General features: G+C 36.3%; 19 protein-coding genes. 15 read left to right on the top strand and 4 right to left on the bottom strand.

Annotated elements, in window-relative coordinates:
- The 3 genes from ABZA26_RS00710 to map all read left to right on the top strand — a co-directional run.
- Positions 1 to 1,228: fructose-bisphosphatase class III (locus ABZA26_RS00710; RefSeq protein ID WP_372712601.1), on the top strand; the 1,228-nt coding region annotated here is incomplete at its 5' end.
- A gap of 120 nt (positions 1,229 to 1,348) precedes the next feature.
- Entirely contained in the window at positions 1,349 to 2,116 is a 768-nt protein-coding gene (locus ABZA26_RS00705) for a PP2C family serine/threonine-protein phosphatase (protein WP_372712600.1), read from the top strand.
- 42 nt (positions 2,117 to 2,158) lie between these two features.
- A complete protein-coding gene (gene map, locus ABZA26_RS00700; protein WP_372712599.1) occupies positions 2,159 to 2,905 on the top strand; it encodes a type I methionyl aminopeptidase in 747 nt (248 codons plus the stop codon).
- A 50-nt stretch (positions 2,906 to 2,955) separates the two neighbouring features.
- On the opposite strand, the gene ABZA26_RS00695 is transcribed toward map, so the two are convergent.
- Positions 2,956 to 3,945: a hypothetical protein gene (locus tag ABZA26_RS00695; RefSeq protein ID WP_372712598.1), complete on the bottom strand. Its 990-nt coding sequence runs from the start codon at positions 3,943 to 3,945 to the stop codon at positions 2,956 to 2,958.
- 78 nt (positions 3,946 to 4,023) lie between these two features.
- Positions 4,024 to 4,563 carry an LPP20 family lipoprotein gene (locus tag ABZA26_RS00690; protein ID WP_372712597.1) on the bottom strand — a complete coding sequence of 180 codons (540 nt, stop codon included), beginning with the start codon at positions 4,561 to 4,563 and terminating at the stop codon, positions 4,024 to 4,026.
- A gap of 168 nt (positions 4,564 to 4,731) precedes the next feature.
- Between ABZA26_RS00690 and ABZA26_RS00685 the strand changes: the two genes are divergently transcribed.
- From ABZA26_RS00685 to ABZA26_RS00630, 12 genes are all read left to right on the top strand, one after another.
- Positions 4,732 to 5,427 carry a 5'-methylthioadenosine/adenosylhomocysteine nucleosidase gene (locus ABZA26_RS00685; protein ID WP_372712596.1) on the top strand — a complete coding sequence of 232 codons (696 nt, stop codon included), beginning with the start codon at positions 4,732 to 4,734 and terminating at the stop codon, positions 5,425 to 5,427.
- 14 nt (positions 5,428 to 5,441) lie between these two features.
- The gene (locus ABZA26_RS00680) at positions 5,442 to 6,671 is read left to right on the top strand and encodes a folylpolyglutamate synthase/dihydrofolate synthase family protein (protein ID WP_372712595.1); all 1,230 of its coding nucleotides are present in this window, start codon (positions 5,442 to 5,444) and stop codon (positions 6,669 to 6,671) included.
- Between the two features lie 2 nt (positions 6,672 to 6,673).
- Positions 6,674 to 6,937 carry a hypothetical protein gene (locus tag ABZA26_RS00675; RefSeq protein ID WP_372712594.1) on the top strand — a complete coding sequence of 88 codons (264 nt, stop codon included), beginning with the start codon at positions 6,674 to 6,676 and terminating at the stop codon, positions 6,935 to 6,937.
- Positions 6,930 to 8,885 (top strand): HPr(Ser) kinase/phosphatase, encoded by a 1,956-nt coding sequence (gene hprK, locus ABZA26_RS00670; RefSeq protein WP_372712593.1) that lies wholly within the window; start codon positions 6,930 to 6,932, stop codon positions 8,883 to 8,885. The genes ABZA26_RS00675 and hprK overlap by 8 nt, the downstream gene beginning before the upstream one ends.
- A 25-nt stretch (positions 8,886 to 8,910) precedes the next feature.
- On the top strand, positions 8,911 to 9,783 hold the full coding sequence (locus ABZA26_RS00665) for a YitT family protein (protein ID WP_372712592.1): 873 nt from the start codon (positions 8,911 to 8,913) through the stop codon (positions 9,781 to 9,783).
- Between the two features lie 13 nt (positions 9,784 to 9,796).
- Positions 9,797 to 10,159: a dihydroneopterin aldolase gene (gene folB / locus ABZA26_RS00660; RefSeq protein WP_372712591.1), complete on the top strand. Its 363-nt coding sequence runs from the start codon at positions 9,797 to 9,799 to the stop codon at positions 10,157 to 10,159.
- A complete protein-coding gene (gene folK / locus ABZA26_RS00655; RefSeq protein WP_372712590.1) occupies positions 10,152 to 11,027 on the top strand; it encodes a 2-amino-4-hydroxy-6-hydroxymethyldihydropteridine diphosphokinase in 876 nt (291 codons plus the stop codon). The genes folB and folK overlap by 8 nt, the downstream gene beginning before the upstream one ends.
- Positions 11,028 to 11,059: 32 nt before the next feature.
- Positions 11,060 to 12,046, top strand: coding sequence for a bifunctional oligoribonuclease/PAP phosphatase NrnA (locus ABZA26_RS00650; protein ID WP_372712589.1), 987 nt, complete (start codon positions 11,060 to 11,062; stop codon positions 12,044 to 12,046).
- Positions 12,047 to 12,058: 12 nt separating this feature from the next.
- A complete protein-coding gene (locus tag ABZA26_RS00645; protein WP_372712588.1) occupies positions 12,059 to 12,967 on the top strand; it encodes a CsgG/HfaB family protein in 909 nt (302 codons plus the stop codon).
- A gap of 9 nt (positions 12,968 to 12,976) precedes the next feature.
- A complete protein-coding gene (locus ABZA26_RS00640; protein ID WP_372712587.1) occupies positions 12,977 to 13,774 on the top strand; it encodes a hypothetical protein in 798 nt (265 codons plus the stop codon).
- 78 nt (positions 13,775 to 13,852) lie between these two features.
- Positions 13,853 to 14,176, top strand: a complete 324-nt coding sequence (locus ABZA26_RS00635; protein ID WP_372712586.1) for a cell division protein SepF — start codon at positions 13,853 to 13,855, stop codon at positions 14,174 to 14,176.
- Between the two features lie 216 nt (positions 14,177 to 14,392).
- On the top strand, positions 14,393 to 14,755 hold the full coding sequence (locus ABZA26_RS00630; RefSeq protein WP_372712585.1) for a DUF2780 domain-containing protein: 363 nt from the start codon (positions 14,393 to 14,395) through the stop codon (positions 14,753 to 14,755).
- A 173-nt stretch (positions 14,756 to 14,928) separates the two neighbouring features.
- Here the strand turns inward: ABZA26_RS00630 and dhaM are convergent, their stop codons facing one another.
- Entirely contained in the window at positions 14,929 to 15,324 is a 396-nt protein-coding gene (gene dhaM / locus ABZA26_RS00625; protein WP_372712584.1) for a dihydroxyacetone kinase phosphoryl donor subunit DhaM, read from the bottom strand.
- Between the two features lie 13 nt (positions 15,325 to 15,337).
- The coding region (dhaL, locus tag ABZA26_RS00620) for a dihydroxyacetone kinase subunit DhaL (protein ID WP_372712583.1) at positions 15,338 to 15,766 on the bottom strand (429 nt) is incomplete at its 5' end.

Genomic DNA, 15,766 nt, shown 5'->3' with positions numbered 1-15,766 from the left:
TGCAGAGGTCCTGAGAATAGCACTTAGGTACAGCAACATAGAGTGTCTGGAAGAGGGGTATGGAATAAACCTGCTTCCATTAGGGTCTCTGGCTATGACAGTATATCGAGATGATCCGTGTAAAGAATTCCTTCCGAAGATAAGCAACGAGCAATTCTATGAAGAAAAAGATCAGCTGCTGATTGCAAGGATGCATAAAGCTATAGCTATAATACAGTTTAAACTGGAAGGGCAGCTCATTAAGAGAAAAGCTGTATTTAAAAGAACAGACAGGCTGCTTTTGGATATGATTGATTATGAACGTGGTATTCTAACTGTAGAAGGGAAGGAATATCCACTTAGCAGTTGTAATTTTCCCACAATAGATCCTGCTAACCCCTATATTCTCTCAAAAGATGAAAAAGACGTAATTGATAAATTGTCCTCTTATTTTAAAAACAGTGAAAAACTACAAAAGCATATATATTATTTTTACACAAACGGAAGTTTATATTTAAAATACAACGGAAACTTACTTTATCACGGTTGTATACTTCTGGATGAAAAAGGTGACTATCTTGCTGCTAGTATAGAGGGAGAGCAGTACAAGGGGGTAGAACTTCTAGACAAGTATGAAGAACTGGCCAGAAGGGCATATTTCACAAGAAAAGAAAGTGATGTAGACTGGTTGTGGTATCTGTGGACAGGAAGAAAATCTCCTATGTTTGCCAAGGAAAAAATGGCAACCTTTGAAAGATACTTTACCACAGATAAAAAACTTCATGAAGAGAAACTGAATCCGTATTTTAACTACAGAGAAGATGAAACTATATGCAGAAAAATACTCGAGAGTTTTGATTTAGACCCAGATAAGGGTCATATAATAACTGGGCATACACCTGTCAAGGTAAAGAAAGGTGAGAGCCCTCTAAAGGCCAATGGAAGACTCCTGGTTATAGACGGGGGCATGTCCAGAGCCTATCAAAATACAACAGGTATTGCAGGATATACTCTTATGTATAATTCTTGGGGACTGAGACTTGTATCCCATCATCCTTTTACTTCTGAGGATGAGATAGTAAGAGAAGGAGTAAAAATAAATTCTAATATAGATGTCCTGCAGAAGACAAACAGAAAAACAGTGGGAGATACTGATATAGGTAAAAAACTACTCTCTCAGATAGATGACTTGAAGGAGCTCATGACAGTATACAAAAATGGTCAGATACAAGAGGGTAGGAAGAAGTAATCTGAAAAACCGCTGATTTCGGCGGTTTTTTTATATCTGTTACATATGTAAAAAGTTGTATCAAATTTAGCAGGAATATTAATTCCCATATTTAATATAAATATAACAGGGGGGATTATAATGAAAATTCGTGTAGCATACTATACAGGGATAGGAAACAGCAGAGAGAACAACGAGGACTCTGTGTTAATTTATGATGAAATATTTTCAGAATCAGATTTTGAAGATTTTAAAATAAGAGAAATAAACATGGAGGATGGATTCTTTTCTGTGGCAGATGGCCTGGGAGGGCATACCGGTGGTGAGATTGCAAGTCATACAGTACTGGAGTTCTTAAAAAATACGAGGGTAAATGAAAAAAATGAACTTAAAAATATATTTGAACTGGCTAATGCCGGACTAAATGATATGGCTGTTCACAAACCGGAACTTCTGGGAATGGGTACAGTGCTGACAGGAGTCTATCTAAAGAAAAATATTGGGATTATTTTTAATATAGGGGACAGCAGAACTTACTTTATGAGGCAAAAGCTCGTAAGAGTGACAGATGATCACTCTCTCGTATGGGAACTCATGAAAAAAGAGGCATTTCAAAGTGAAGGTGAGATGCATGACTGGATAAGGGGACATCCTAGAAAAAATATCGTCACTTCTGCTTTGATTGCCGGAGCAGATGAATTCCAATCTTATCTTGCAGAGATGGAGATAAAAAAAGGGGATAAGTTTTTTATCTCAAGTGACGGTGTGTGGGAGGAACTCTCTTTCAGTGAGATGGAAAAGGCTGTTTCTAAAGACCTAAAAACAGGAGCAGAAGAAATTTTGAAAAAGTGTAAAAAAAGAGGTAATGACAATATCTCCTTTGTAATGGTTGAAATTATTGCTATTTAAGAGTAAACTTAGAGGAACAATTGAAATTTTGGGAGGTATAAGTTGATTATATTAAAAACTAAAGAAGAGATAGCTATTATGAGAGAGGCAGGGAGAATAGTGGCAGAATGTCACGGGTTGATCAAAAAAATGATAAAACCCGGGGTGACCACTCTTGAAATAGATGAAATGGTTGAAAATTATATAAGGGAAAAAGGGGCTATACCAAGTTTTAAGGGGTATCATGGTTTTCCTTTTTCAACCTGTGCAGCTCCTAATGATGTGATATGTCACGGGATGCCAAATAACGTTCCTCTGAAAGACGGAGACGTGATAACGATAGATATAGGGGCTCTGTACAATGGATTTCACGGAGATTCAGCGTGGTCATATGCTGTAGGAGATGTGAGCCAGGAGATAAAGGATCTTATGGACACCACCTTAGAAGCCCTGTTAAAGGGGATCGAACAGGCTGTAGAAGGTAACTATATAGGAGATATAGGGGATGCCATAGAAAAATATGTGAGACCTAAGGGTTACGGTATAGTTGTAGAATTTGCAGGACACGGAGTAGGAAGCACTCTTTGGGAAGAACCGGAAATACTTCATGTGGGAGAACCTAAAACCGGTCCCATGCTGAAAAATGGTATGACTATCGCAATAGAACCAATGATTACACTGGGACACTGGAAATCAAAAATAGATTCTGACGGCTGGACAGCCAGAACAATAGACGGAAGTATCTGTGTGCAGTATGAGCACTCTATAGCTATTACCCCTGATGGGCCTGAGATACTGACAACCTTATAAAAATAAAATAAGTTTAAACAAAAAAAACCGGGTTATCCGGTTTTTTTTGTTTAAAATGAAAAACTGTTTTTCAGCTCCTCTTCCTCTTTTTTAAAGAGAAGATCTATTGCCTTGTACATGGCAGATTTTCTGGAGTTTACATCGTAAGAATTAGCAGATGCAGTCTTACTGATAATATATGAGTCCATCTCTTTGTTCTGTGCTGTGATAGACAGGTTTATAAAAGCTTCAAATCTTTCTTTTGTTATTGGCTTATTATTATAGAGAATAGGTTCCTTTTTATCAATGACATAGGAATTGACATTGATGTTGAAAACTGTGTTTACACTTTCATCCATCTCACTAACAATGGCTAATTTTTTAGTAGAACTCTGAAAAATCTTGGTTATAAGGTCATCAGACCTGTTTTTTATATAATTGTAAGATTCAGCTGGAAAATCTCCGGTAACAGATACAAAAACTATTCTCGGTGCATCTAATATTGCATTGATATTGCTGAGCTGACTTTTTAACTGGGCCTGGGTGTACTGAATAGCAAAAGTTTTTTTACTTCCCAGTATAGAGGCCATGTTTTTATAGCCATCATAAAGTTCAAAATCGGATATGCTTTTTTCTAGAAGTTCCTTTTTCTGAGGCAGACTGTCAGTTTTTTCAATTTTTGACATGTTTAAATAAATCTGATTTTTAAGAGACTCTGTTTTGTTTTCATAGAGTGGAAGTTTTTTATCAGTTATAAAGGCACGTACTCGATATTTTTTTCTGAGGAAATATTTTTTTACCTTATATTCAACCCCTAAAAGTTCGTTTCTGGAAAAAAGATTTACATTGTTTTTCAGATTTTTTCCGACTTCTCCGTTTTTAAAAGTGTTCTCACTGGAGTAGTTGCTCTCCACTGTTACTTTTATCTGCTGAGAAAGGTCATTTAGTGCATTTTCTCTGGCTTCTATTTCGGTGGAACCATATCCTGTTCCGGTTATATCTTTTCCAAAAGCCAGGGTAAATAAAGCTATGGTAAAAATAAAAATTATAATTTTTTTCATTGCAATCATCCTTTCCTATAAATTATTTTGACTATTTAAAGCTGGTAATAATTAAAAGGGCCTATCGGCCCCCCTATACTAATTGAAAAAGTTTTTCAGTTCCTGATGAAGTCTGTTCTCTGCATCATCGGCCTTTAATTTAATAAGTTCCGGATTTGCAGACATATCGATATTGCTTATGGCTTTTTCAGCTGACCTTATTATATCTTCATTATCAATAACCATGAGAACGTAGAATTCTCCTTGTGGATTTTCCCAAGCCTCTGTAATTCTTGAATTGAAAAGATCCTGAGTAACTATGTCTTCGTAAATCTCTTCCACCATTTTGTCCACAGCGGCATTGTCCCCGACCCCTGCTTTGGCGGTATAGGATTTTAAAGTAGAATTGACTTTGATACCAATCTGCCTGGCAAGATCAGCTCTTGCATTTGCCATGGCTTCCTTCCTTGCAAAGTCAAAGCCCAATTCTGTAATCTTTGATGAACCTACCCCTGCAATACCATTTTTGTAGCTTGGTCTGAGTACCCAGTCGGGATATTTTTTGTTTTCAGAATAATCTACACTAGAGCATGCAGCAGCAAGAAAAAGTATGATTATTGAAAAAATAAGCTTTTTCATGAGACTCTCCCCCCTTCCTATGGGAAGTATACTTTTTACCAAATACAAAGTCAATAAAATCCCCTTAATAATTGCTTAAAGGTAGTGTATATGTTATAATTTTTTTGAAAAATTCTGTTGAAAATCAATGAAATTGAGAAAATAAAAATATAAGAATGCGGAGGGGAAATGTTGATAGGAATAATAGGTGCAATGAATGAAGAAATAATAGAACTAAAGGAAGTTATGGAGAATATTCAGGAGGAAAAAAAGGTAAACCTGACTTTTTATAGAGGAAAATTAAGAGGAAAGGATGTAGTTCTTGTAGAATGCGGCATAGGAAAGGTAAATGCTGCTATCTGTACAACTCTTCTGATAGACCACTACAAGGTGGATAAGATTATATTTACAGGAGTGGCAGGAGGAGTAAATCCGGCTATAGAGGTAGGGGATATAGTGGTTTCTACAGAGCTTATCCAGCATGATTTTGATACAACTGCCTTTGGAAGTGATCACGGTGTGATACCTAGAATGGATAATTCTGTATTCAAGGCAGATGAGTCTCTTAAAAATATCGCAGAAGAGGTAGCCGTGGAAAAATTCGGAAGAGAAAAAGTATGGGCAGGAAGAATCCTTAGCGGAGATCAGTTTGTGGCTTCAGTGGAAAAGATACAGTGGCTGAGAGATACTTTCAACGGAGAGTGTACAGAGATGGAAGGAGCAGCTGTAGCACATGTGTGTTATCTGTTTAATACTCCTTTCCTTGTTTTAAGATCTATATCGGACAAGGCAAATCACGATGCAGATGTTGACTTTGCTGAATTTGTTCATCTGGCTGCAAAGAATTCAAAGGAGATTCTAGAGGGGATACTGGACAGAATCTAAAGGACGGGATAATCATGGATACGGAGAAAATATTAGAGGAACTTTATTCCTATTCTATGTTTGGCATAAAGCTGGGACTGGAAAACATCGAGAGAATGTGTGAGGCTCTCGGAAACCCACAGGACAAGTACAGGGTCATCCATATAGCCGGAACCAACGGGAAGGGGTCTACAGCCACAACTATAGAGGCAGGGCTTATAGAGGCAGGGTATAGAGTAGGGAAGTTTACCTCTCCTCATATAATACGTTTCAATGAAAGAATACAATTTGACGGAAAGGAAATATCAGACCAGGAGATCTGCAGCTATTATCTCAGGGTAAAAAATGTTGTAGAAAAAAAGAAGATTAAGGCAACTTTTTTTGAAATGACTACAGCGATGATGTTTTTATACTTTGCAGATAAAAAAAGCGAATATGTGGTCTTAGAGACTGGAATGGGCGGTAGATATGATGCCACCAATGTTGTAAATTCTGAAGTCGCGGTAATAACAAATGTAACCTTAGATCATGTGGGATTTCTCGGAGACAACATATATGATATTTCCAGGGAAAAAGCCGGGATAATAAAAAAGACCAGTAAAGTCGTAGTGGGGGATAATAATAAAGATTTTATACGAGCCATAAAAAATGAGACTGAAAACTTTATTGACGTCAAAGAGAAGTATAAAAATATAGAGTATGTCCTCGATAAAGAGAATTTTATGACAGATATAAAAATAGAAAACAAAAGATACTCTTTCTCACTTTTCGGAGAGTATCAGGTGTCAAATTTTTTATGTGCCTATGAAACTCTGAAAATTCTCGGTATAGATGACGAGATCATACAGAGGGCTGCACCTAAAGTCAGGTGGCCCGGAAGATTCGAAGTCTACAGCAGGAATCCGTTCGTAATCTTAGACGGGGCTCATAATCCAGATGCAGCTGAGAAACTAAAAGAAAACATAAATATTTCATTTACTCCAGAAGAAGTTGTGACTGTGGTTTCAGTTTTGGAAGACAAGGATATAGAGAATATTATGAGAGAGATCAGAGGGTTTTCTGATACGGTTATTCTTACTTCTCTTGAGATGTTTAAAAGGGGTCAAAAAGGAGAAGAACTCAGAAAATATACTGACTCCTTCAAATCATCAGTTGTGGAAAATAATATAAAAACTGCTTATGAAAAGGCAGTATCTATGAACAAAAAAGTCATAGTGGTATGCGGCTCTTTTTATCTTTTGAGCAGATTTAAGCAGGAGGCTTAATTTTGAAAAAAAGAAAAGTGTTTTTTAGGATTATATTGTTGCTATTTTTGGTAACTGCTCCGGTATATTTATTTAAATCAGTTTATTCTAAATGTAAAGTCGATATAGCAAAGAGGTCAGAGAAAAAAGAGAGATTGACCGATGAAATCAGAAAAAATTTTCTTATAAGAAAAGAAAATTTTTTTGAAGATAAGAATTATAAACTTGCCCTTGAAAAGTTGAAAAAAGAAAAACTGGAAGAGAAAGGAGTTGTGATAGTTGAATAATAGAATAATCGCTCATAAATCCGTATCTATAAGTGAGATAGTATCAGAATTTCAGCTCGAAGTTATATATGAAGGAAATCTGGACTATCAGATGACAGCCCCGAATATAAACAGATCAGGGTCAGAACTTACAGGTTTTTTTGATAAAAATTCAGAAATTTTAGATTCTTATATTCAGATTTTTGGAAAAGAGGAGATGACCTATCTAAAGAAACTCGATGTTGATAAGAGAGTTGAAATTTTAAATAAATATTTTTCCTACTCTTTTCCCGGAATAATACTGTGTGATACAGATACCATAGAAGATGAGTTTCTGAGAATAGCTGGGGAAAATAATAAAAGTCTTTTTAAAACCAAACAGAGTACCAGTGTATTTATAAGGGATATGAAATATTTTCTCCAAAAAAAACTTGCTCCGGAAATGATGCTGAATGATCATATACTCTTGGAGATCTTTGGTATTGGTATTCTTATTACAGGGGATGAAGATACAAAACAGGGTGTTGCCATCGAGCTCATAGAAAGAGGTCATAAATTTATAACTGATGACAATGTCATTTTAAAAAGAACTGGAGACGATCATCTTATAGGCGAAAACAGATTTGATAAATCTTCTCCTGATGAACATTTCTTTTTGGTTCATAAGGGTGGCGGAAAGATAGATCTTACCGATGCCTTTGGCCTGGGATCTACCAGGAAGGAAAAGCAGATAAATCTACTTGTGAACCTGGAGAGATGGGATGTAAAGAAGTTTTACGACAGACTTGGACTGGATCAGGTTTTTGAAGATTTTCTGGGAATAAAAATACAAAAACTGACTCTCCCTGTACGTAAAGGAAGAAATCTGGCAGTTATTTTGGAGACAGCGGCAATAAATCACAGATTAAAAAAATCCGGAGTTAATTCGGCGGAATATTTTTTAAATGAAACTAAAAAACTTATTTTAGAAAATAAAAAGAAAAATCAGGGAGAGGAAAGTATGAAAAATCATATATCTCTATCAGTTAATGATTTAAAGAAAACTTTTAATTTAGAAGTATTATGCGGAGAAGATAAGCTAGATTCAGCTTTTATCTACAAAACCAGTATTCACAGGCCTGCATTGGCTCTTTCAGGTTACTATGACATGATAGAAGAAGACGGGCCAGACAGACTCCAAGTTTTTTCAGAAGGAGAGTTTAGATATTTAGAAAGCTTAGATGAAGAGACTAGGAATAAAAATCTTGAGACTTACCTTAATTATGATTTTCCTGCAATAATTCTTTCTAAAATCGATGATTTACCTGAGTATTTTATAGATGCAGTAAAGAAAAAAGGTAGAATTCTTCTTCGTTCCAATAAAAGCAAGACCAGCCAGATTATAGCGGACTTTAACTCCTTTCTTGAGACCTATTTTGCTCCTTCTATAACATTACACGGTGTATTTGTGGAGATGTACGGATTTGGAGTGCTCCTCACAGGTAAAAGCGGAATAGGTAAAAGTGAGACAGCTCTTGAATTGATACACAGAGGGCACAGACTTATAGCAGATGACATGGTAAAATTTATAAAACATCCCAGCGGGGATATTATAGGAAGAGCTGCAAAATTACCTCACTTTATGGAGATAAGAGGGCTTGGAATAATTGACATAAAGGCTCTCTATGGACTAGGTTCAGTAAGGCTGACAAAAAGACTAGATGCCATATTAGAACTGAAAGAGCTGAAATCTGATGAGTATCTTACTTCGACAAAATACTCAGGAGGAAACATTGAACTTCTCGAAAGGTCTGTGCATAAGGCAGAGCTCTATATATCGTCAGGACGTAACGCCGCTGCCATGGTGGAGGTAGCTACAATGAATCTCATGGCAAAAAAATTGGGTCATGACCCTGAGAAGGCATATAAGGAAAGTTTTAGCAGATTTACAGAGGAGGAAAAAAGGATTCTGGATTTTCAAGAAAATTAAGCCTAAATTTTAGAAAGGGAAAACTATGAAAAGAAAAAGAAAAAACATTTTTATAGATTATTTTGTAGTTAATCTAGGTTCTTTGATTACTGCAGCCGGAATAGCTTTTTTTCTGACACCGGCGAGGATAGCACCAGGAGGCGTGTCAGGTCTGGCCATCATAATAAATTCAATATGGGGATCACCTGTAGGTATGACTATGCTTTTTTTAAATGTACCTATATTTCTTATAGGTCTAAAGATTTTTGGGAAAGCTTATGGATTTAAGACTTTTCTTGGAACTGTCTTGCTGTCTGTTTATGTGGATCTTTTAAATTATCTATTTCCCCACATAGATACTCTTATAGATTTTGCAAAGGGCGGAAATCTGTTTCTTGCCACAATATACGGGGGACTTCTTGTTGGGTTCGGTGTAGGAATAATAATGAAATTCGGAGGCAGCACAGGAGGGACAGATATCCTTGCCCAGATCATAAATAAGTATCTTAAGGTTTCAATGGGATATTCTATGATGGCGGTGGATATCATTATAGTTTCAATTGCAGCTATGGTCTTTGGTTTTGAAAAAGCTCTCTATGCCATAATAACTCTTTATGCTATAGGGGTAGTAATAAACAAAGTCTTTGAAGGTGTAAGCTACAGTAAAATGGTATATATTATAAGCGATAAATATACCGAAATAAGGAGTATAATAATCAACGATCTGGACAGTACAGGAAACGGAATGGATATAGAGGGGCTATACACAAATAAAGACAGAAAAATGATAATGACTGTAATGAGAAATAAAAAAATACATGATTTGAGAGAACACATCAAAGCAGTAGATCCAGAAGCCTTTGTAATAGTGTCAGAAGTATATGAGGTGCTAGGCGAAGGATTTACTCCAATAAAATAATGGAAGTGGTAAAATGGATAAAATAATAATAAAAAATATGGCTTTTTACGGATATCACGGAGTCTTGTCAGAAGAAAATGTATTGGGACAGAAATTTTTTGTAGATATAGAGATCAATAAATCCCTTAGAGAAGCTGGTATAACAGATGATCTGACAAAAAGTGTGAGCTATGCAGAGATATATGAGAGGGTGGAAACTATTGCCAGAGGGAAAAGCTACAAGCTTATAGAGGCACTGGCAGAGGCTGTGGCCACAGATATTCTAGAAAACTTTGATATAACAGGAATAAAAGTGAGAATAAAAAAACCAGAAGCCCCTATACCCGGTCACTTTGACTATGTAGGAGTGGAGATAGAGAGAAGTAAAAATGCCTAAGGAAACTCTGGCCTATTTAAGTCTCGGGTCCAATATGGGAAATAAACTTTATTATATTGTTTCTGCAATTCAAAGGATAAATATCACAAAGGGAGTAAGAATAAGTAAAATATCCTCTTTTTATGAAACTGATCCCTGGGGAGTGAAAGAACAGGATAGTTTTTATAACATAGCCTTAGAGATAAGGACAACCCTGCTTCCCTTTGAGTTGTTGAGAACCCTTCAGAGGATAGAACATGAGCTCGACAGAAAGAGAGAGCTCAGATGGGGGCCTAGGACTATTGATATAGATATAATTTTTTATGGTGATCTGAATATAAGTATAGAGGGACTCACAATACCACATCTCAGATACAGGGACAGAAATTTTGTATTAAAACCAATGTATGAAATTTATTCCCACAGAGAACTTCTTTTAAAATACATGAAGAGGGACAGCTGTAAAATAAAGAAAGTGATTCCAAAGATTGTCATAAGTTCGTGCCTCCTTGGAAAAAACTGTAACTATAAAGGCGGTAATAACAAAAATGAACTGCTTTTAAAACTTGGTGACAGAGTAGATTATATTCTTGTATGCCCTGAAGTAATGGGAGGCTTGGGAATCCCCCGAACTCCTGCAGAGATAAAAAATAACAGGGTATTCACAAAAGAAAATATAGATATAACATCGGAATTTAATAAGGGGGCCTTATTGGCTCTGGAAAAAGCAATAAAAAACAACTGCTTTTTAGCTTTAATGAAGGGGAAAAGTCCTTCTTGCGGGTTTAATAAAATTTATAGTGGTGATTTTACAGGAAAGTTAATAGATGGTGACGGAGTAACAGCAAAGCTTTTTATAAAAAATAAAATAGATATAATATCTTTTTAGGAATAATATTTCTTAAAAATTGAGGAGGATAAATGAATATTTACAACGAGATAATTGACAAAATAAAAAATTCCGAAAGGATTCTTCTAACCTCTCATATAAATCCAGACGGAGACGCTCTCGGGTCTGGACTTGCTCTTTTTCTGGCCCTGAATAAATACAACAGGATTCAGAGTGGCTTAGATGAAAATTATATGGATAAGGTGGTAAGGATTGTATTGGAGGACAACGTTCCTGGTAATCTGAAATTTCTAAAGGGAACGGAAATGATTGAAAACATAAAGAATGTTGAAAGCAAGTACAAATTTGACCTCGTTATCTGTCTTGATTCTGCCAATAAAGAAAGAATAGGAAGCGTAGAAAGGCTCATAGGAGAGGACAGCTATATAATAAATATAGATCATCATACAAGTAACACTGAATACGGAGATATAAACTGTATTGAAAATATATCTTCTACTTCTGAGATAATATACAAATTTATAAAAAAGATGGATATAGAAATAGATACGGTTATAGGGGAAGCCATTTACACCGGAGTGGTAAATGACACTGGAAATTTTGCACACTCCAATGTCACAAAGGACACATTCCTTCTGGCCAGTGATCTCCTTGAAAAAGGAGTGGATAATTCCAAAATTGTGAGAGAGTTTTACAACAGCAAGAGCATGTCTACTCTTAGATTAATGGGAAAGGCTCTGGAAGATATGATATATGTTCCTGAAAAAAAACTTGTGCATCTGTTTATATCTCAGGATACTCTAAAAGAACTGGGAGCTAAAAGAGAGGAGTCAGAGGGGCTGGTGGAACTTATTAATTCTTACGAAGGTTCTGAGGTATCTTTGTTTATGAGGGAAGATGAGAAAGGCAAGATAAAGGGAAGCATGAGAAGTAAACATGACAAGGATGTCAATGCCATTGCAAAAATTTTCGGTGGGGGAGGACATATAAAAGCAGCAGGATTCACAAGTGATTTGTCAGAAAAGGAAATAATAGAAAAAGTAACAGCAATGCTCTAAGGGGGAAGGAATATGAAAAAGTTTTTTGCAGTTTTTCTAATGTTGTTAACTTTAGCAGGTTGCGGTAAAACAACCAGCAGTGTAAAAAAAGATGATAAAATTCAAAAGCTGAGAGAGTATGATGAAGCCAAAGCTCAGCCTGGACCCAAAAGAAAAATAGTCATCGGAAAGGTAAAAAATGAAACAAGGTTTGGTAATAAGAGACTTGGGGATATAGCGAAAGATGTCCTTATATCTGAATTTTCTAAAACAAACAGATTTATAGTTTTGGAAAGAGAGGATCTTGATTCTGTAATGGAAGAAACTGAATTCTCAAATGCACTTGGACAGGGCAGTATCGCAGGTCAGCAGCAGTTTTTAGATGCTGAGTATGTAATTGTGGGATCTATCACAAAATATGCTGTAAATACAACTGGCTCAAGCAAGATAATATCCAAATCAAAAGAACAGAGGGCAGAAGTAGCAATCGATCTAAAAGTAATTGATGTGAGGACTGGTAAAGTATGGAGTGAACTGGGAGAAGGGTACTCCACTGTAAAATACGGAACTACCTTGGGAGTTGGGACTTCTGGAGGTTATGATGAAAGTCTGGAACAGGAAGCATTTAGAGCTGCTACAATCAATTCCATGGAAAATATAATCGACAGAATAGATAAAACTCCTTGGAGTGCAAAAGTAGCAAAGGCCTATTCAAACAAAATAATAATTAATTCCGGAAAGATGAGTAATCTGGAATTAGGAACTAAATTAGATGTTTTCAAACAAGGAGAGAAGATAGAGTTTGAAGGAGAATTTCTGGGATATATAGAGGAAGAAATAGGGACTGCTAAAATAGTAGACTACATGGGCGAAGATGCATCTATTGCAATTTTTGACGGAGAAAAATTTGAACTTCCGGCAGTTGTAAAGATAAGAAGATAGGGTGCTTTTATGAGAAGAGGAGTATCGATAACTATCCTTCTCCTGATTTTTTTTACAGGATGCAGCAGCAGGAGAATGGTGCTCAGGAGCGAGACAAAGACCCCTCCTGCAAAGCTGGCCATTCTGCCTATAGACAACATGACAAATGATGTGCTAGGGGCACAGGTGCTACGTGACGTAGTATATGCCGCTTTTAGAGAAAACCCGAAGGGATATGAAGTTCAGACGTTACAAGAAACGGACGAACTTCTCCTCAATGAGGGGATAACTGACGGAGGGCAACTTGCTATAATTCACCCCATAGAGGTTTCAGAAATCCTTGGGACAGACGGCCTTCTTTATATTAAACTTGAAGAGATGTCTCTTTTAACTCTGCCATTTTATCACGTAAGAAAGATTGATATGACTTACAGAATGTATAATATGGGGAGACTTTACAGTGAGGAACCGCTTGTTATAGCCAATAGATTTTTGGATATAAACGGCATATTGAAAACAATAGATGACCCGTCAAACGGACTAGCTTATGCCAGTAAAGGGATAGTCATTCATCAAGGACTAAGATTTATCACAGCAGGTCTTGGGAAGCACGAGCTTAGACCTGAGATGGGGATGATTTCATTAAAACTCTTGAATACTCTGCCCACTGGTATGGCAGGTAATAATGTATACAGAGAACAGGTGGAAAAAGAGATACTTAACCTCAGAGAGAAATTTATAAATAAAGAAAATTTTATTCCAGAGCAGTTAGAAAATGAGTACATTGAGAAAAAAATCATAGAAGATGGAATTCAAATAATAAATTAAATGCTGTCTTCACTTGTAATTTTCAAATAAAAATATTAATATATAAAATAAGAACTATGTATTAAAAGGAGACAGCCTATGAATTTTGATATAGTATTTCTAAAACCGGAAAAATTTGAAGAGTGTATGAATATAGTAGAGCATATCAGAAAAGAGAGAATAGTTCACATTAATCTCTCAAAAATGGATGCTAAAAATTCTCAGAGGGTATTAGACTTTGTGAGTGGGGCAGTCTATATCCAGGAAGCGCAGATAATCCAGCCTGGAGAGCAGGTTTTTTGCTCGGTTCCAAAGGGTAAGAGCTATTTTATGGAAGGGAAAGAAAAGGGTATTACAGGTGATACAGAGCTTATCGACCTCAGATATGATGAGGAAGAAGAGATAAAACCTAAGTTTGGCTGATAAAAATGTTATTATGATTCTTAAAAAAACAGCATCGGTGTCAGATAGCTGTTTTTTTTATTTTTTCTTTAATTTAAAAGGATTTTTTCAACCTACTTCATAAAATATATATAGATACTTTATTAACATTTACTTTTAGTTTAATGTCGGTTTTGTTATATAATTTATTTTTGACGGAAAATTGATTGTATTTAAACTATGAAGGGGGAGAAATATATGGAATTAATTGAAATGTTGACAAGCCAATTAGGTGTAACTGAAGATCAAGCAAAAGGCGGATCAGGACTTATATTTAAAATGGCAAAGGATAAATTGGAAACTGAAGAATTTAGTAAAGTCGCAGGTGCAGTACCTGACGTGGATAGCTTGGTATCTTCAGCTCCAAAAGCCGGACTTTTAGGAGGTCTTACTTCAATGTTAGGTGGTAAAGCAGGACATCTTGCGGGACTTGCAAGCGGGTTTAAACATCTAGATCTAGGTGGGGATATGGTTGGTAAGTTTGTCCCTATTATTTTATCTTTTGTTCAGTCAAAAGGCGGAGATGAAGTAAAGGGTATACTTGAAAAAGTAATGAAGTAAAAGTAGTTTTATGAACAAGATTATTCTAGTAGTTTATATTTAAAAAGATGAATTATTCTGATATTTTTTAAGCCTTCTTAAGCAGATTAGGGAAGTTTTCCTAAGCTGTTAGAAGGCTTTTTAATATAAAAAAGAGGCTCTTGCAAAGAAGAGCCCCTATACTATTCTGATTGTTAATCCAATTTTGAAAAACCTCTGCTCTCTTCAATCTCCTCTACCAATTCCCCTATACTTATCCCGGGACAGTTTGCAGACATTGCCACAAGAGCCCCTTCCACTATAGGTGCATCGGCTATTATTATTCTTTCCTGTTGCTCCGGCTCCAAAAATTCTAAGGACATCTGGGCATTCATAACAGCACTTCCAAGATCACACAGAATTACCGCTCCATCTCCTTCATCGGCTACTTTTATTGCCTCAAGGATTATGTTTGGCTCAGTTCCGTAGTAATCTCCTGATGTTCCGCTTCCGTTTACCACCTTAAATGGATAACTTTTCATTTCAGAAGTCAGATTTATGATCTCTTCTCCTAAATTTCTGTTGTGAGATACAATGATGAGTCCTATCATGAATTCCTCCTAATTACAAAACTTCTAAGATTGCTTCTAAGATTAATTTGGTAGATGTAGCCCCGGGGTCAGCATGTCCGATACTTCTGTCTCCGAGATAACTAGCTCTTCCCTTTGTGGCTTTGATGGTTTTTGTATATTCCACACCTTCTTTAGCTGAGATTACAGCCTGTTCCAAGGCCTTTGTTCCTGATTCATCCTCATTTAAGGATTTCTCATAGGCTTCACATGCAGGGATCAGTGAATCCAGGATTGTTTTTTCACCTTTTACAGCTTTCCCTCTCATCTGGATACCCTCTATCGATGCCTTGAGTATATTCAAAAAGCCTTTGGAATCGATGGTATCCAAGCCTTTTACAGCAGCAGCACTTTTCATAAAAGCTGTCCCGTACAGAGGACCGGAAGCTCCGCCCACTGTAGAAATAAGTGTCATAGCCACAGT

Source organism: Ilyobacter sp. (assembly GCF_041583315.1).
In the GTDB taxonomy this organism is placed as follows: Bacteria; Fusobacteriota; Fusobacteriia; order Fusobacteriales; family Fusobacteriaceae; genus Ilyobacter.
The sequence above is the reverse complement of the archived record's forward strand: the minus strand, read 5'-3'. Positions and strand labels throughout refer to the sequence as shown.